The sequence below is a fragment of the Jongsikchunia kroppenstedtii DSM 45133 genome, from assembly GCF_000380485.1.
Lineage (GTDB): Bacteria > Actinomycetota > Actinomycetes > Mycobacteriales > Mycobacteriaceae > Jongsikchunia > Jongsikchunia kroppenstedtii.
In genome coordinates, this window is the sequence record NZ_AQYG01000050.1 from 19,911 (window position 1) to 37,647 (window position 17,737).

Annotated in this window: 14 protein-coding genes, 1 tRNA gene and 1 pseudogene; 9 read left to right on the forward strand and 7 right to left on the reverse strand. The window is 67.5% G+C overall.

The window, feature by feature from the left end:
- The first annotated feature begins 13 nt into the window (after positions 1 to 13).
- From G341_RS0116095 to G341_RS22285, 5 genes and pseudogenes are all read left to right on the forward strand, one after another.
- Entirely contained in the window at positions 14 to 670 is a 657-nt protein-coding gene (locus tag G341_RS0116095) for a TetR/AcrR family transcriptional regulator (protein ID WP_245557021.1), read from the forward strand.
- Positions 671 to 878: 208 nt separating this feature from the next.
- Positions 879 to 1,890: pseudogene (locus G341_RS22280) on the forward strand (TauD/TfdA dioxygenase family protein).
- Between the two features lie 78 nt (positions 1,891 to 1,968).
- Entirely contained in the window at positions 1,969 to 3,159 is a 1,191-nt protein-coding gene (locus tag G341_RS0116105; RefSeq protein ID WP_018180193.1) for a PucR family transcriptional regulator, read from the forward strand.
- 122 nt (positions 3,160 to 3,281) lie between these two features.
- A complete protein-coding gene (locus G341_RS0116110; protein ID WP_018180194.1) occupies positions 3,282 to 4,979 on the forward strand; it encodes a PHA/PHB synthase family protein in 1,698 nt (565 codons plus the stop codon).
- A 4-nt stretch (positions 4,980 to 4,983) separates the two neighbouring features.
- Entirely contained in the window at positions 4,984 to 5,862 is an 879-nt protein-coding gene (locus G341_RS22285) for an alpha/beta fold hydrolase (RefSeq protein WP_018180195.1), read from the forward strand.
- Positions 5,863 to 5,959: 97 nt separating this feature from the next.
- Here the strand turns inward: G341_RS22285 and G341_RS0116120 are convergent, their stop codons facing one another.
- On the reverse strand, positions 5,960 to 6,439 hold the full coding sequence (locus tag G341_RS0116120; protein ID WP_018180196.1) for an NUDIX hydrolase: 480 nt from the start codon (positions 6,437 to 6,439) through the stop codon (positions 5,960 to 5,962).
- Positions 6,440 to 6,449: 10 nt separating this feature from the next.
- Positions 6,450 to 7,334: a hypothetical protein gene (locus G341_RS0116125; protein ID WP_018180197.1), complete on the reverse strand. Its 885-nt coding sequence runs from the start codon at positions 7,332 to 7,334 to the stop codon at positions 6,450 to 6,452.
- Positions 7,335 to 7,370: 36 nt separating this feature from the next.
- On the opposite strand from G341_RS0116125, the gene G341_RS0116130 reads away from it, so the two are divergent.
- The 3 genes from G341_RS0116130 to G341_RS0116140 all read left to right on the forward strand — a co-directional run bounded on the left by G341_RS0116130 (position 7,371) and on the right by G341_RS0116140 (position 10,142).
- Positions 7,371 to 7,766 (forward strand): nuclear transport factor 2 family protein, encoded by a 396-nt coding sequence (locus tag G341_RS0116130; RefSeq protein ID WP_018180198.1) that lies wholly within the window; start codon positions 7,371 to 7,373, stop codon positions 7,764 to 7,766.
- 138 nt (positions 7,767 to 7,904) lie between these two features.
- A complete protein-coding gene (locus tag G341_RS22290; protein ID WP_018180199.1) occupies positions 7,905 to 9,116 on the forward strand; it encodes a polysaccharide pyruvyl transferase family protein in 1,212 nt (403 codons plus the stop codon).
- Between the two features lie 69 nt (positions 9,117 to 9,185).
- The gene (locus G341_RS0116140) at positions 9,186 to 10,142 is read left to right on the forward strand and encodes an MBL fold metallo-hydrolase (protein WP_018180200.1); all 957 of its coding nucleotides are present in this window, start codon (positions 9,186 to 9,188) and stop codon (positions 10,140 to 10,142) included.
- Between the two features lie 56 nt (positions 10,143 to 10,198).
- Here G341_RS0116140 and G341_RS0116145 read toward each other — a convergent pair whose 3' ends face one another.
- The 3 genes from G341_RS0116145 to G341_RS0116155 form a co-directional block, all read right to left on the reverse strand.
- On the reverse strand, positions 10,199 to 10,762 hold the full coding sequence (locus G341_RS0116145) for a DUF3558 family protein (protein ID WP_081622577.1): 564 nt from the start codon (positions 10,760 to 10,762) through the stop codon (positions 10,199 to 10,201).
- A gap of 124 nt (positions 10,763 to 10,886) precedes the next feature.
- Positions 10,887 to 10,959 (reverse strand) — tRNA-Thr (locus G341_RS0116150).
- 139 nt (positions 10,960 to 11,098) lie between these two features.
- Positions 11,099 to 12,283, reverse strand: coding sequence for a DNA polymerase III subunit delta' (locus G341_RS0116155; RefSeq protein ID WP_018180202.1), 1,185 nt, complete (start codon positions 12,281 to 12,283; stop codon positions 11,099 to 11,101).
- Between the two features lie 108 nt (positions 12,284 to 12,391).
- Here G341_RS0116155 and G341_RS0116160 point away from each other — a divergent pair, with 108 nt between their 5' ends.
- Positions 12,392 to 13,954: an adenylate/guanylate cyclase domain-containing protein gene (locus G341_RS0116160; RefSeq protein WP_018180203.1), complete on the forward strand. Its 1,563-nt coding sequence runs from the start codon at positions 12,392 to 12,394 to the stop codon at positions 13,952 to 13,954.
- Positions 13,955 to 13,981: 27 nt separating this feature from the next.
- On the opposite strand, the gene topA is transcribed toward G341_RS0116160, so the two are convergent.
- Both topA and G341_RS0116170 read right to left on the reverse strand, forming a co-directional pair.
- Positions 13,982 to 16,987, reverse strand: coding sequence for a type I DNA topoisomerase (gene topA, locus G341_RS0116165; protein ID WP_425402077.1), 3,006 nt, complete (start codon positions 16,985 to 16,987; stop codon positions 13,982 to 13,984).
- Between the two features lie 107 nt (positions 16,988 to 17,094).
- Positions 17,095 to 17,673, reverse strand: coding sequence for a hypothetical protein (locus G341_RS0116170; protein ID WP_018180205.1), 579 nt, complete (start codon positions 17,671 to 17,673; stop codon positions 17,095 to 17,097).
- Between the last annotated feature and the right edge of the window lie 64 nt (positions 17,674 to 17,737).

Here is a 17,737-nt window from a genome sequence, read left to right on the forward strand (position 1 = left end):
GGTATGGCAGCACGTGACCGATATCCTTACCGGCATGGGTCGCGTGCTGCCGAATCGCCAGGGTGATGCCACCCGGGCACGGCTGATCCGGACCGCCGAGAAGCTGTTCGCCGAGCACGGCGTCGACGCGGTGTCGGTGCGCGCGATCAACGCCGCCGCCGGGCAGGGTGCGGCCGCGGTGAACTATCACTTCGGCACCAAGGAAGACCTGCTGTCCGCGGTGCTGCTGGACATGGGTTCGGCTGTGGTGCAGTCGATCTCGGGGCGCATCGATCGCCTCGAGGCCGGACCGGCACCCGATTTGGAGGCGGTCGTGCGCGCGCTGACCGATCCCTACCTGGAACTGCTGCTGGCACACCGGGTTCGGGGCACCCGCTGGATCAAGATCGTCGTCCATGTCTCGCGCGACTACACCCGGCCGGCCATCGCCGACACCCCGCAGGACGAGCTCGCGCAGCGTCTGCGACTGCAGCTCGATCGCGCGCTGCCTGATGCCTCCCCCGACCGGATCGCGCAGCGCTGGCCGATCGCGGTGATGAGCTTCCTGCAGTCGCTCAGTCGGGTCGACCAATGGTCTTCCAGCCCCAGGATGAGCGACGACGAGTTGATCGCCTTCTATGAGGACCTGGTGTCATTCCTCATCGGCGGCGCCGAGCGCATGCTGCGCTGACCTGCGCCGACCGGACCGTCAGGCACGCCGAGTGGACCGTCAGGTACGCCGAGTGGACATACATGTCAGGTCGACGAGCGTGAGTGTCCAGTCGGTGAACCTCGGTGTCCGGTCGGCGTACTTGAGTGTCCGGTCGGCAGTTGCGATCAGGGTGGCGCAATCCATCGGCACGGCCGCATCGGGGTGCTGCAATCAGGCGGAACCCGTTATGCCGCCGAGAGGACACCCGATGACGATCGCCCATGTCGAGCAGCGCACCGACCGTGATGCCCAGGCGCAGAAGGCCTATGCCGCAGCCGGCGTCACGGTCGACAAACTGGGCGAACATATTGGTGCGCGGATCGGCGGCGTCACGCTCGGCGGCCAGGTCCCATCCGAGCAGGTCGAGGCCATCCGGCTCGCGCTCGCGATCAACAAGACCGTCGTCTTCACCGGCCAGCACCACCTCGACGATGCCGGGCAGTACGCGTTCGCCGAGCTGCTCGGCGAGCCGACCCAGCCGCATCCCACGCTGAAGTCGCACGGAACCGAACTCCTCGAGCTCGAGGGCGCCGCCAACAGCTGGCATACCGACGTCACGTTCGTCGACCGTATCCCGAAAGCGTCCATCCTGCGGCCGGTCACGCTGCCGGCGTGGGGCGGCGCAACCACCTGGGCATCGACCGTCGCAGCCTACGAGCAGCTGCCGAAGGCCCTGCGCGCCTTGGCCGATGACCTGTGGGCGGTGCACAGCAACAAGTACGACTACGCGACCGAATCGGACCCGAAGAAGGCCAGCGGCGGGGTCAGCGCCGAGCGCCGCGCCGAGTACTACGCCGAGTTCACGCACACCACCTACGAAACGCTGCATCCCGTGGTGCGCGTGCACCCGGAGACCGGGGAACGCTCGCTGCTGCTGGCATTTCGCCCGGGAATTCCACGAGTTGAAGCCGATCGAATTCCAGCCGCTGTTCCAGCTGCTGCAGAACCGAATCACCCGGCTGGAGAACACCTTCCGCTGGAACTGGAGCCGCGGCGACGTCGCGATCTGGGACAACCGGGCCACCCAGCATTACGGCATCGCGGATTTCGGCGATCAGAAGCGAGAGTTGCATCGGGTCACGCTGGCCGGCGATGTTCCCGTCAGCGTGACCGGGGACTCGAGCCGGACCCTCATCGGCGACGCCAGTGACTACTCGGGCATCGAACGCCCGCGTCGGCTGTCCGGGTTCGCCGCGTAGTACCACCCGGCCGACCGCGACGCACCCGGGTCGAGTGAAGCGCCGAGAATCCGCCATCGATTTCGCCATACTGACCAGGTGGACGAGATCAGCCGCATCGCGGATCTCCTGGCCGAGCGGCTCGACGGACTTGCGCCGCAGGTAGCCGCTGCGATCCAGCGCGACGTCGACTTCTACAGCACGTCGACGGCCGTGCCGCTGGAACAGGTCGCCGACACCGTGCGCGCGAACATCGACTTCATCGTCGACGGCATGCGCAACAGCGAGTTCGACACCGCCATGGCCGCCGCCACGGGCAGCAGCCGGGCCGAGACCGGTGTTCCGCTGGTCGCCGTGGTGCACGCCTACCGCATCGGCTTCCACATGGTGTGGCGTGAGTTCCGCGAGCTCGCCGAGGAACACCCGGAGATCAGCCGCGAAGGACTGCTTCGCGCCACCGAGCTGATGTGGGAGGCGCAGGACAACTACATCGGCGCCATGTCCAGCGCGCACCGCGAACGTGCCACACAACAGGTGCTCGACGATGCCGCCGAACGGGCCGCCCTCACCGAACATCTCCTGCAGGGGCGGCTGAGCACCGAGCAGAGCCTGTGGGAGGTGGCCGAACTGCTTCGGCTACCCACCCGCGGGCCGTACCTCGCGGTCACCGCACGCGCCTCCGCGATCGGCCGACAGCCGCTGCCCGGCATCGAGAGCAAACTGCGCGGCATCGACGTCTACTCGGCATGGCGACTGCTCCCCGACGAACAGATCGGCATCGTGCACGCGCCGTCGCCCGGCACCCAAGACGCCGTCATCGAGCTGTTGCGACGACAAGCCACCACGCGGGTCGGGGTCAGCGCGCCGTTCGCGGAGCTGCAGGACACGGCGCAGTCGCTGCGGTTTGCACGGATCGCCCAGGCCGGCCCCGGCGAGGGCGTAACGGTGTTCGACGACTCCGTCCTCGGCTTGGCGGCGACCGGGTCTCCCGAGATCAGCGCCGAGGTGGCGACGAGCGTGCTCGGCAGGATGTACCGGCTGCCCGACGAGGACCGCAAGCCGCTGTTCACCACCTTCCGCGCCTGGGTCGGGCATGACGGCAACGCCGCTGACACCGCGGGGGCGCTCTTCGTGCACCCCAACACCGTGCGCCATCGGCTGCGGCGCATCGAGGAACTCACAGGTCGCTCCATCACCAAGCCGCGCGAGCTCGCGGAGCTATGTCTGGCGTTCGAGGTCGACAGCCGGTTCCAGCGAGCTGCGCAGAGGGCGGCACCGCCACCCGAGTGACCGATCGCATTGTCGTCCGGCACACCCGAAGGCCGTCGACGTTGGTCTCGGCACCATCGCCATCCGGCGTGATGGCGACCACCATTGAGGTACGCCCCGAAGCCGCCCCAAGGAGTACCGACATGGTTGCCAAGACCGCCAAAGATGCTGATGACATCGTTGCCCCGCTCGACCTGCTGCTGATCAACTCGACGAAGTCGTTCGGTCGCCGCATGCTGCCGAGCGGCCCGCTCGCCCGGTTCGGGATGTCGCTGGCCAAGCAGCCGGTGACGGTCGCCGAACGCGGTGCCGGCCTCGCCCGCGAGCTCGGACAGATCGCCGTCGGCCGGGCGCACCGGGAACCGGCGCGCGCCGATCGGCGGTTCAGCGATCCCGCGTGGACGCAGAACCCGGTCCTGCATCGGATCGAGCAGGCGTACCTGGCCGCGGCCGAGACCGCCGACCGGCTGTTCGACGACGCCGAACTGGACTGGCGCGACGCCGAGAAGGTGCGGTTCGCCCTCGACAACCTCATCGAGGGCCTGTCGCCGACCAATAATCCGGTCCTGAGTCCACTCGGCTGGAAGGCGCTCATCGATACCGGCGGCCTGTCGGCCTATCGGGGGTTCAAGGCGTTCGTGCGCGACATGGCCAGCAAGCCGCGCGTGCCCGCCATGGTGGAGCCCGACGCGTACGACGTCGGCGAAACGGTGGCGACCACCAAGGGCACGGTCGTGTTGCGCACCAAGATGTTCGAACTGATTCAGTACGCACCCCAGACGTCACGGGTCCGCGAGGTGCCGCTGCTGCTGGTGCCGCCGGTGATCAACAAGTACTACATCATGGATATCGCGCCGGGCCGCAGCCTCGTGGAGCACTACCTGCGGGGCGGCCAGCAGGTGTTCACCATTTCGTGGCGCAATCCGACTGCAAAGCATCGGGATTGGGGTTTCGACGCATACGGCAAGGCGATCATCGAGGCCCTCGATGCGACCCGCACCGTCACCGGCGCCGACAAGACCAACATCTTCGCCACCTGCTCCGGCGGAATCCTGACCGCCATGACTCTGGCACACCTGTTCGCCACCGGCCAGGGCGACAAGGTGGCCGGCTTGACGCTGGGCGTCACCGTTCTCGACCAGTCGAAAGCCGGTTTCGCGTCGGCACTTTCGAGCGAACGCGCGGCCAATGCCGCCATCCGCACGTCGGCGAACAAGGGCTACCTGGATGGTCGGGCGATGGCCGAGATGTTCGCCTGGCTGCGGCCGACGGATCTCGTCTGGCGCTACTGGGTGAACAACTACATCCAGGGACGCAGCCCGGCCGCGTTCGACGTGCTGTTCTGGAATTCCGACACCACCCGGATGACCGCCGCGCTGCACCGGGACATGGTGATGATGGGGCTGAACAACAATCTGGTGACCGCCGGCGCATCGACGATGCTCGGAACTGCCGTTGACCTGCAGTCGATTACGGCCGACGCGTATGTCATCGGCGGAATCGCCGACCACATCTGCCCGTGGCAGGCCACCTACCGCAGCGCGGCCCTGCTGGGCAGCAAGGACAACCGCTACGTGCTGTCGTCCAGCGGCCACATCGCCTCGCTCGTCAACCCGCCGGGCAACCCCAAGGCCTCCTTCCGGGCCGCGCAGGTCGCCCCGGAGGCGACGCCGGATCAATGGCTGGCCGACACCGAGAAGACGGCCGATTCGTGGTGGCCCGACCATCTGCAATGGCTCACCGAGCGCAGCGGCGCCGAGATCGATGCACCGTCGATGCTGGGCACCGCCGGCTACGAGGGCCTCGCGCCCGCTCCCGGCACCTACGTGCTGGCGGGCTGACCCGATGACGATGACCGACGAGCAGCCGGACCTCGGCGAATCCGATCAGTTCATCGCGACCGGAGGGCAGCGGATCCGGGTGCGCTACCGGCCCGGAACCGGCGTACCGCTGGTGTTGTGCAACGGGATCGGTGCATCACTCGAGGTACTCGACCCGCTGGTGGCCGCGCTCGACGCCGAACGGCCGGTGCTGCGCTTCGACGCCCCCGGCACCGGCGAGTCGCCGAATTCCGCACTGCCGTATGGGTTTCCGTATCTCGCCTGGGTGCTGGGCCGGGTTCTCGACCGGCTCGGCATCGGCGTGGTCGACATCCTCGGCTATTCGTGGGGTGGCGCGCTGGCCCAGCAGTTCGCCTTTCAGAATCCTTGGCGTTGCCGGCGACTCATCCTGGTCGCCACCGGCACCGGGGCGATCATGGTTCCAGGGAATCCCGCCGTGCTCCGAAAGATGCTGACGCCCAGACGATTCAGCGACCCTGCCTATGGCGCCCGGATCGCGGGCGACCTCTACGGCGGGAGCGTCCGCCAACGCGGCGACGAAGTCTTCGACCTGATGTCGCGCCAGTTGCACGCCGGATCGAAGGTCGGCTACCTGCATCAGCTGCTGGCCGGTTCGGTGTGGACCTCGATCCACGCGCTGCCGGCGATCCGGCAGCGCACGCTGATCGTCGCCGGCGAGGACGACCCGATCATCCCGATAATCAACGCGCGCATCATGAATCGATTGCTGCCGCGGGCGCGGCTGTCGCGTCACCCGGGCGGTCATGTCGACATCCTGTTGAACGCCGACCAAATCGTGCCGTCGATCGAGGAGTTCCTCGGCAAGCCGCGGATCGGTCGGCCGCGGCGCGGACGGCGCGGTCCGCTGACTCCGGGCGGGTAGCCCTGAAACCCTGACTGGAGCGCCCCTTGACCGGCGTATACGGGGTTGACGAGGCGCTCCAGTCAGGGTTTCAGGGCCAGTCAGGGTTTCGGCGCAGTCAGGGTTTAGGCGCCTGATCGAACCGAGTCTCCAGACCCGCCTCGAGCGCTGCCTTGATCCGCAGCCGCATGCGCTCGCTCAGCTCCGGCAGCGCATCCAGCGAATACCAGCCTGCCGCCGAACATTCGTCGTCCGCGGGATGCGGGTCGCCGGACACCCAGTCCATCCGGAACACGTGGTCGAGGTACTGGGCGTGGTCACCGTTGGCGTGCACCACCGGATCGGTCACATGCACCCAGGCCAGCCGCCGCGGCACCGCCACGACGCCGGCTTCTTCGGCGACCTCGCGGACCGCGGTGTCGGCCGGGTTCTCCCCTGGCTCGACGATCCCGGTTACCGGCGTCCAGGCTCCGTTATCTGCCCGCTCGATCAGCAGCACCTCGTCATCCCGGATCACCACGGCGGTGATCCCGATCATCCAGAGCGGGGCATGGCCGATGTGCGCGCGCAGTTCGAGGATGAAGTCCGGGGTCGGCATGTGTTCAGTCCTACTGGTCGACGCCCGCCGGCACCAGCCGACGCACCCAGCGTTGCGGCGCGGTCAGCGGCATCATCCAGTCGTCGCGGTCGGCAGGGTCCCAGCAATACGCCGGAACACCATTCACCAGAAGCGATTCCACCTCGGGGATGCCGAGTTCGGCTGCCGACCATCGATAGAGCGCCGCCAGCCGCGGCTCGATGACGCCCATGTCGACCAGCCGACCGAACCAGTGCTCGGCCCGCCGATACGGCCCGACCTCGCCGTCGATCGGATAGTGCTCGGGCAGCACCCGGCGTAACGACAAGAAGATGGCCGGCATGCCCAGCCGCGGGTCGCCGAGCGGCGGCGCGATCGGCCCCAACCAGCCCAAGGCCAGCCGGGGGGCGGCGACGAGGGCGTGGGCGTACAACACCCGCAGCAGCACCACATTGATGAAGAACCGCTCGGTTCGGGTCTCGGCCGCCGCCAGTTCGCGGTGGCGCAGATAGCCGACGACGACCGAAACATTGTGTGCGCGATACCAACTGGGAGCCGACGGCCGGCGTTGAAAGTCCAGCCAGGCCGACACCGCAGGCGAATCCGGCTCTCCGGACGCGCCGTCGGCCAGTAGCCGGGCGTGTTCAGTGTCGCGCAGCAGCGACTCGTTGACGGCGCGCCACCACGGACTGCCGCCGCCGGCCTCGGTGATCGGTTCGAGCACACCGCGATTGCACTGCCAGCGCATGAACGCCGCGGCCGCGCGCTGGTACGGCAGGCGACCGCCCCGCGGGCCATGCGCGTAGATGTCGCGGAGCAGTCGCAGCCGGCCGGCCGGGTCGTCCCGCACCGCCGACACCACCGTCGCGGCGCGATCGGCGGCGACGACCGGTATCGGCGCGGCTGACGAGCACATAGTCTGACGGTAACGACGATGACTCGAAGGAGCAGCATGAATCGCTTCCGTCAGGCAGTGGAATCCGGCGATATCGAGGCCGCGGTGGACGAACTGGCGGATGACGTCGTCTTCCGCAGTCCCGTCGCATTCTCTCCGTATCCGGGCAAGCCGATCACCGCGGCGATCCTGCGGGCGGTCTTCCAGGTGTTCGAGGACTTCCACTATGTGCGCGAGATCGCCGACCCGTCCGGCGACCACGCGCTGGTGTTCGAGGCGAAGGTCAACGGTCTGGACATCACCGGCTGCGACTTCCTGACCTACAACGAGGCCGGCAAGATCGTCGACTTCATGGTCATGGTGCGACCCATGCGTGCCGCGCAGGCGCTGGCCGAGGAGATGGGTGCCCGCTTCGAGCAGATCAAGGCCGAGGCGATCGCATCCACCGATTGACGACCGGTCGCGCGCGGGCCGCGAAACCGAACCGGCCGTTACCCACAGTGCCCGCCGCCTTGGAGGTCCCTGTGCATCCGGGCAAAGTGCGCTGTAAGGGCGAGATGGACACCCGATAAATCCGTAGTGTCGGTTGTGATGGCTTCCGCACGCAGATTCCGACGCTCCCGAAACCGCGAGCTCATCTATCTGATCGCGCCGGCGGGTTTCCCGAACTTCGGTGACGAGTTCATCGCACGCACGTGGCTGCGCGCCCTGGCGAGGACGCATCCGAACACGCCGGTGGTGCTCGACTGCCACACGGCCGGCCACGCATCGGCGCTCCTGCATCACGCCCACCCCGACCTCACGGTGGTCGACACGTCGTGGCGGATCATCGACGGCCTGCGCAGGGAGCCGATCGTCGCCGCCTCCGAGCACGTTCAGCGAATCGTCGCCACCCCGGGAATCGAGCCGAGGCTGGTCGACGGAATCCGATTGATGCGGAACGCCACCACCGTCCACATCCTCGGGGGCGGATACCTCAACGCCATCTGGCCCCATCACCAACTGCTGTTGTCGATCGCGACCGCGATCCGCGCGGAGAGCGGCGCAACGCTGGCCGCCACCGGGCAGGGCCTTCTTCCATCGCCGGACCGGCCGGCGCTCGACCTGATCCGTACCGCGATGCGACACTTCGATGTTTTCGATGTCCGCGACTCGCAGTCGCGCGACCTCCTGACCCTTCCGGGGTCGACCAGCCGCGCCTCGTTCACCGGCGACGACGCCTGGCTCGGTATTCACGATCCGGACGTCTTCGACCCCCGCGCACCCGCGGCCTCGCGGCGATTCATGTTCGTGGTGCAGTCCGATCTGATCGACAATCCTTCTGCCCATGGCGATTTCGATGATCTCTACCGGCACCTCGCCGAACTCATCGAACGGTGGCACATCACCGGCGACGACGCGGCCTTCGTCGAGGGCATCCCCGGCCAGGACCGCACGATGTTCGATCGACTCGCCTCGATGCTGCCCGGAGCCGATCTTGTGCCGTTCTCTGCGGTGTGGCAGCACGGTCTTCCGGCGCGGAGCGACCAGGTCTGGATCAGCACCAGGTTCCACTTCCATCTGCTGGCCGCGGCGGCGGGGGCGTCGGGCGTCACGATCGCCGGTCGCGACGACTACTACCCCACCAAGCATCAGTCACTGATCGACCTCGGATCCGGCTGGATCCCGATGTCCCAGACGGGCGAGCAGCCTCCGCACACCGGCGGCTTCAGCGCGGACGTGCGCTCCGCGCAATACACCGCCAAGACCGCGCTGTTGCGACAGATCTACCCAGCGGTCGGGATCAGACGATTCCGCCGCTAGGGACGCAATGCCCCGCCGATCATCTCGCAGATCGACACCATTGCGTCTCGACGGCCTAGGGTCGGCAGCATGCGCCTGAAGCCCGGTCGGCCGAAACTGGCCGACTACCAACAGTATTTCGACCTCGGTGTCGCGCCGGACGATGCATCGGTGACCGTCACCTGGGCCGGGGTCACCACCCTGCTCATCCGTGACGGTTCGTCGGCCGTGATGACCGACGGCTTCTTCTCCCGGCCATCCCTGTTCAACGTCGGGTTGCGCAAACTGTCGCCGTCGCTCCCGCGTATCGACGCTGCGCTCACCCGGCTCGGCGTCTATCACCTCGACGCCGTGCTGACGGTACACACGCATTTCGATCACGCGATGGATTCCGTAGTCGTCGCCGAACGCACCGGCGCGGCACTGGTCGGCGGAACCTCGACCGCCAACATCGGTCATGCGCTACCGGCGAACCAGCGAATCGTCGCCGATCCGGGCACCCCGATCCCATTGGGCGCCTACGACATCACCCTGTTCGAGGGCGATCACTGCCCACCCGATCGATACCCGGGAGAGATCACCGCGCCCGTGATGCCGCCGGTTCGCGCATCGGCCTACCGCTGCGGTGAGGCGTGGTCGACGCTGGTGCACCACCGTTTGTCCGATCGGCGACTACTGGTCGTCGGCAGCGCCGGATTCGTCACGGGCGCGCTGGCCGGGCAACGTGCGGATGTCGTGTACCTCGGCATCGGGCAGCTCGGGCTGCAGCCGGAGAGCTACTTCGAGGACTACTGGCAGGAGACGGTGCGAACCGTCGGGGCGCGCCGCGTCGTCCTGATCCACTGGGACGACTTCTTCCGGCCCCTCGACCAACCGCTGCGGGCGCTGCCGTACGCCGGCGACGACCTCGACGTCTCGATGCGGATCCTCCGCCGGCTCGCCGCGGCCGACGGGGTGTCCCTGCACCTGCCGACGCTGTGGCAGCCGACGGATCCGTGGGATTCCGTTGGGGTGGTGGATCACTCACGAGGGCCCGGCCGCACGTAGTACAGGTGCTCAGCATCCGCGGGTTCACCGACTCCGACGCTGAATCCCCCACGGGATCAGTGCGCGAGAACGTCCTGAGCCAGCTCGACCGCGTGCGGCCGCGCCGCCGCCTCCTGCGCTTCGCTGACTTGCGCGTCCGCAGTGTTGCCCATCTCGAGCATGTACGCGACGTCTCCCTTGCGGAACACGACGACCGCGGCATCGTTGTGGCCGGCGAGCCGGTAGAAGGACTCGTCGCCGACCTCCGGGGACGGCAGGCTCTCGTCGTAGAACAAGCCGGACTTGAGCTCCGCCATCTTCGCCGTAACATCCAGCGGCGCCGCATATCTGGTCAGCGTCAGGAGGTACTTCGACCCGGTCTTCCAGTAGCAGACCGACTCGCCCGCCGTCGTCTCCTCGCCGGGCTTCGAGGTGTCCGGCTTTGCGCCGACGGCGTCCTGGATCTGTTGATCGGTCACCAGGTCGCAGACATCGGCAACGGATGACGCTGAGCTCGACGGCGATGCCGGACTACTTGTCGATGAGCTGTCCGATGAGTCACTGCATGCGGCCGCGGCGGTCAACAGACCCACTCCGGCCAGCGCGACGACAATCTGCTGCCCTACCCGCTTGTGATTCATGCGCTTATCCTAGGCAGACATTTTGGGCAGAACGCCGTTGTCCGCTCAATGAATGAACACTCGGGCGCCGACGACGACGGGCAGGCCATCCGGTCTCGCTGACCATCTGACCTGCCCGTTTACGAGCCGCCTAGGAGAATCGAACTCCTGACCTTTTCATTACGAGTGAAGCGCTCTACCGACTGAGCTAAGGCGGCGTTGTGTCCCCCGGGCCGTACGGCATGCCGGAGCACAGCGCCTCGAAGCATATCGACTGACCCGCGTCGCCACCAAACTGACTCGAACCCGCCGATAACCCGCGACCTACGCCTCACAAGGTCGTGGCCCCACCAGGGATCAGCGCCGCAGTGCCGTCCCGACCTTCGCCACCATCGCATCCACCGCAAACTTCGGCTTCACGTTGAACTCCAGCGCCTGCCGACACTCCAGCACCGCCTCGACGCACTGCAGCAGTTCGTCGGCCCGGGCGTATTTGGCCATCGCCAGCGTCTGCTGCGAATAGTCGGGATGCATGGCCGCCACCGGCGCCGCATACGACGCGGCGAGCGCATCCCGGAACAGCGCGGCCAGGTCGACCAGCGCCCGGTCGAGCACGTCGCGCGACACCCGGGTGGCCCGCGACTTCTGCTGCTGTTCAAGCGCTTTCAAAGCCCCGGCCGATCCGCGCAGCGCGCCGCCGGAACCCTTACCGGTGCCGCCGGCGCCGAGGGCGGTGCGCAGCTCCTCGGTCTCCGCCTCGTCGAGTTCGGCGCTGATCGCCTTGGCCGCGCCGGCCGCGACATTCACCAGCTCTTCGGCCGCCGCGTAGGCGGTCTCGTCGCGGGTGGCCGCACGGGCCATGCCCAGCGCCTGCTTCCGCTGGTCGCGGGCGTTCTCGTCGGTGGCGAGGCGCCGCGCTCGGCCGACATGCCCGCCGCAGACCGATGCCGCCCATTGCGCGCGCTCGGCGTCGATGCCGTCCCGCTCGATCAGCACCTTCGCGATGGCCTCGACCGGCGGCATCGCGAGCCCGACATGTCGGCAGCGCGACCGCAGGGTGATCGCGATGTCCTCGGGGTCGTCGGTCGGCGCGCACAACAGAAATACAGTGTGCGCCGGCGGCTCCTCGACCACCTTGAGCAACGCGTTGGCCGCCCCTTCGGTGAGCCGGTCGGCGTCCTCGACCACGACGATCTGCCAGCGCCCGACACCCGGCCGCCGCGAGGCAATCTGCACGATGTCGCGCATCTCCTTCACGGAGATGCTCAGGCCGGCCGGCACCACCCGCCGAACGTCGGCATGTGTGCCGGCCATCACGGTCGTGCAGGCATGGCAGGTCCCGCATCCTGGGGACCCCTGCGTGGAGCACTGCAGGGCCGCAGCGAAGCACTGCGCCGCGACCGACCGGCCGCTGCCGGGCGGACCGGTGAACAACCAGGCGTGCGTCATCCCGCTGCCGTCTCCCGCCGCCGCATGCGCAGCCGCGGTGAGCTCAGTCACAATGGACTCTTGACCGACCAAGCGCTCGAACACCGTCGTCACAGGTCAACCCTACCGTCGGCAAACAGCCATCCGACGCCGCCGGGAGTGTGCATATATCACTCACATTATTTGTGTAACTCTTGCAAGCAGACAGCTAACATCGTTAGCGTGAGTGAGCATCCGAGTCGTACGCTGCGCGCCAAGCGCACGCTGCGTTGGCTTGTGCACACACCATGGCCAATTCTGGCGCTCGACCTGCTTCGCGCAAACCTGATCGGCGCGGTCTTCACCTTCGCCTTCCTGCGATTCGGCCTGCCCTACGACACGGCGGTCAAGCTCGGCGAGATCAGCGGCCGCAACCAGGTCCTCTTCATCTGCTACCTGGTCATCGCCCTGGTCGTCGGCGCCTATCTCACCATCCAGCTGACCCTGCCGGTGCTCTTGTGGCACCGTCGCCGCGGCGCCGTGGACAGCGAATTCGCGCGCCGACGAGCCCTGCGGCTGCCGTCACTGGTCACCTATGTCTGCGTCGGCCTCTGGTTCGTCGGCGGCGTCATTTTCACGCTCTTCAATTTCGTGACCTCGCATCGGGCGGCGCTGCTGGTCGCGGTCGCGACCGCGGTCGGCTGCCTGATCACCTCCACGCTCTGCTACATGCAGACCGAGAAGGTGCTGCGCCCGATCACCGTCGCCGCGATGGCCGGCAACCCCGAGGACGCCACCGCACCCACGGTCACCATGCGCATCGTCCTTTTCTGGGTGGCCTGCACCGCGCTGCCGCTCCTGGTGATCACCGGCCTGGTGGTCGCCCAGCAGATGGGCGCGTTGGAGCAGGACGTCTCCACCCTGCAGCGGCCGATCCTGTGGATGGCCCTCGTCGCACTGGCATTCGGCTTCCTCGCCGTCAGCCGGCTGGTGAGCGCGATCGCCGACCCGATCAAGCAGCTGCGCCAGGCGCAGCGCGCGGTGCAGGACGGCGACCTCGCCACCTCGGTCAAGATCTTCGACGGCAGCGACCTCGGCCAGCTGCAGGCCGGCTTCAACAACATGGTCCACGACCTGCGCGAACGTAACGAGCTGCGCAACCTGTTCGGCCGGTATGTCGGCGAGGACGTCGCCCGCCGGGCGATGGAGTCGGGAACCGAGCTCGGCGGCAGCGAGCGCTACGTCGGCGTGCTGTTCGTCGACGTCGTCGGCTCCACCAACCTCGGCGTCACCCGCCCGCCGGGCGAGGTCGTCGAGATGCTCAACGAGTTCTTCCGCGTGGTGGTCGACGTCGTCGGCCGCCATGATGGCTTCGTCAACAAGTTCCAGGGCGACGCCGCCCTGGCGATCTTCGGCGCACCGCTCGACGACGCCGACTTCGCCGGTCACGCATTGGCCGCAGCCCGGGAACTGCGCGTCGAACTCGAGGCGCTCGAAGGCCTCGACGTCGGCATCGGCGTCTCCGCCGGCAAGGCGATCGCCGGACATATCGGCGCCCAACAGCGCCTGGAGTACACGGTCATCGGCGACCCGGTCAACGAGGCCGCACGGCTCACCGAGCTCGCCAAGGACGAACCCACCCGGGTCCTCGGATCGGCCCGCGCGGTCTACCTGACCAATAGCGAAGAGGCCCAGCACTGGCAGGTCGGCGAGGGTGTCGAACTGCGCGGCCGCGGCATCGAGACGCGACTCGCCCGGCCGATCCTCAATCTGCCGACCACCGACGACGCGCTGGCCACAGCCTAGGCAGCGGCGCCCGGACGGCAAGGCGCGCTACTCGGCGGGCGGCGCGGCCTTCTTGGCGGGAGCCTTCTTCGCCGCCTTCTTGGCAGTCGTCTTCTTCGCCGCAGATTTCTTGGCAGTCGTCTTCTTGGCGGCGGTCTTCTTCGCGGTGGTCTTCTTGGCCGCCTTCTTCGCGGTCTTCTTGGCCCGCGTCGACGGCCCCTTGGCACGCCGGTCCGACAGCAACTCGGAGGCACGCTCGATCGTGATCGTCGCGACCTCGTCGCCCTTGCGCAGCGACGCGTTGGTCTCGCCGTCTGTGACGTACGGGCCGAAACGGCCGTCCTTGATCACCATCGGCTTGCCGGTCTCGGTGTCGTTGCCGAGCTCCCGCAGCGGCGGTGCGGCCGCCGCCCGGCCGCGACGCTTGGGCTCGGCGTAGATCTTCAACGCCTCTTCGAGGGTGACGTCGAAGATCTGATCCTCACTGGTGAGCGATCGAGAATCGGTGCCGCGCTTGAGGTATGGGCCGTACCGGCCGTTCTGCGCGGTGATCTCCTCGTTGCTGTTCGGGTCCACACCGACCACCCGCGGCAGCGACAGCAGCTTGAGCGCGTCGTCCAGCGTGACGGTCGCGACGTCCATCGACTTGAAGAGCGAGCCGGTGCGCGGCTTGGGACCAGCCTTCTTGGCCGCCTTCTTCGCGGTCTTCTTGGCCGTTGCCTTCTTGGTCGCCTTCTCGGTGGCGACGGCCACGCCGCCATCACCATCGAGCGGAACCGGGTCGGGAGCCGGCGCCACCGCGGGCGCGGCGGCTCCATCGGCGTCGTCACCCTCATCGTCGTCCGGTTCGGGCAGGATCTCGGTGACGTACGGGCCGAATCGGCCTTCCTTGACGACGATTTCGTGACCGGTCGACGGGTCGACGCCGAGGCTGCGGCCCTCCTGCGGGGTCGCGAAGAGCTTCTCGGCGACCTCCAGGGTGAGCTCGTCCGGCGTCATATCGGCGGGCAGGTTGGCGCGCTGCAGATCCGGTTCGGCATCCGCCGCAGCGACATTGCGCTCCAGGTACGGACCGAAACGTCCGACGCGGACGTAGATCGGCCGGCCCTGCTCGTCGTCGACCAGCTTGATCGAGTTGATCTCGCGGGCGTCGATCTCCTCCAGGTTGACGCCGACCAGCTTCTTCAGGCCGCCAGCGGCTGCGATCGTCTCTTCGGCCGACTGCGGGTCGCCGAAATAGAACTGCCGCAACCAATCCGTGCGGTCCTGGTGGCCATCGGCGATCTGATCGAGATCGTCTTCGAGGGATGCCGTGAAGTCGTAGTCGACCAGCCGCTTGAAGTACGCTTCCAGCAGCCCGACCACCGCGAAGGCAACCCAGGACGGCACCAACGCGGTGCCCTTCTTCACGACATAGCCGCGGTCCTGGATGGTGCCGATGATCGACGAGTATGTCGACGGGCGCCCGATCCCCAACTCCTCCAACATCTTCACCAGCGAAGCCTCGGTGAAACGCGCGGGCGGATTGGTGGTGTGGCCATCCGGGGTCAGGGCCGCCGCGGTAAGCGGCTGCCCCTGAACAAGATTCGGCAGTCGCGATTCCTTGTTGTCCTCGACGCCGCCGGCCTGGTCGTCGATCGACTCGACGTAGGCGGACAGGAAGCCCTGGAAGGTGATGGTGCGGCCGGATGCGGCGAACGTGCATTCCTCACCGCCACTGGACTTTCCGGTGATCCGCAGGCTCATCGTGGTGCCGCGGGCATCGGCCATCTGCGAGGCGACGGTGCGCTGCCAGATCAGCTCGTACAGCCGGAATTCGTCGGTCTCGAGCGCCGACGCGACCTGGCCCGGGGTGCGGAACGATTCGCCCGACGGGCGGATCGCCTCGTGCGCCTCCTGCGCGTTTTTCACCTTGCGGGTGTACTGCCGCGGCGTCGGGTGAACGAAGCTGTCGCCGTACAGTTCTCGCGCCTGCGCGCGAGCGGCGTTGATGGCCGACTCGCTCAGCGTCGTCGAGTCGGTACGCATATAGGTGATGTAGCCGTTCTCATACAGCCGCTGCGCGATGCGCATGGTGCGGTCCGCGGTGAAGCGCAGCTTGCGGCCCGCCTCCTGCTGCAGCGTCGACGTCATGAACGGCGCGTACGGCTTACGGGTATACGGCTTCTCCTCGACCGACGACACCGACAGCATCGCGCCGTGCAGTCCATCGGCCAGGGCGGTCGCGCGGGACTCATCGAGAACGACGATCCCGTCGGCCTTCTTGAGCTGCCCGTTGGAATCGAAGTCGCGGCCGGCGGCGACCTTCGCACCGTCGACCGTGACCAGCCGGGCGTCGAAGGTGCGCGGAGCAGCGTCGGCCCCGGCATCCATCACAGCGGCGATATCCCAGTAACCGGCGGACTTGAACGCCATCCGCTCGCGCTCACGGTCGACGATGATGCGGGTGGCCACCGACTGCACACGACCGGCCGACAGCCGCGGCATGACCTTCTTCCACAGCACCGGCGAGACCTCGTAGCCGTACAGCCGGTCCAGGATGCGGCGGGTCTCCTGCGCGTCGACCAGATCCTCGTCCAGGTCGCGGGGATTCTCGGCGGCCGCCAGAATCGCCGGCTCGGTGATCTCGTGGAAGACCATCCGCTTGACCGGCACCTTCGGCTTCAGGGTCTCGAGCAGGTGCCAGGCGATCGCCTCCCCCTCGCGGTCACCGTCTGTTGCGAGGTAGAGCTCGTCGACATCCTTGAGCAGTGCTTTGAGCTCGCTAACCGTGGACTTCTTGTCGGCGGAGATGACGTAGAGCGGCTCGAAGCCGTTGTCGACATCGACGCCGAGGCGGGCCCAGGGCTGTCCTTTGTATTTGGCCGGCACATCGGCCGCACCGCGCGGCAGGTCGCGGATATGTCCGCGGGACGATTCGACGACGTAGTCACGTCCCAGATACCCGGCGATCTTCCGGGCCTTGGTCGGAGACTCCACGATGACAAGGCGACGCGTACGAGGCTGTGACACGCCTTCTTGGGCCATCAGCGTCCGACCTTTCTTCCAGGACATCGAGGCGTGCGTCAGCAACCCCGTATTAATAGGTATCAGCGACCGTGAAAGTCACCTATCTGGCCAGACGGTACACGCTTGCCACAAGTCTGCACGCAATAGCGCGCTTAGAGCGTGGGCCAGTGCTCCGCCGCGCCGGGTACCGACGGCGGGTCACCGATGCTCTCCAACAGCCTGGTCAGCCGCCGTTTTCCGGCGATCCGCAGCGCCGGATGATGCCCGCGCGTACCGACCAGTGTGGGCGCGATGCCCGCGCGCATCACCGCGGTGGCCAGCAGGGCATGCGAGTCGACAGCATGCGGATCGAGCGCCAACAGGTAACGGTCGGCCTCCCGATCGCCCGCCGCCAGGACCCACATCCGCAGGGAGCGCGGGCTGGGCACCCAGCCGGCCGGCATCGTCTTGATCGCGCCGCGCGTCCACCGTTGATGCAGGTCGCGCAGTCGGCTGGTCGATTCGGTGCGCACCAGCGGCGAGCCCTCGTCCGAGACTCCGACATGCACCGTCAGCCCGGTCTCGGTGATCTCGGTGGCAAGCGCCTCGGCCCGCCACTGCGAATCCACCACAACCGACACCCGCACGCCACCGGCGAAGGTGACCGATTGCCCCGACGCCGCCAGCAACCCCGCGAGATCGTCGAGCGACGGCTCGTCGGTCTCCGCAGAGAAGAAGGACAGCTGACTCACACCTACAACCCTATCCACGGTGATCGGCCACGCCGATAACCGCGTGCGCCTGGCTGAAAAATGA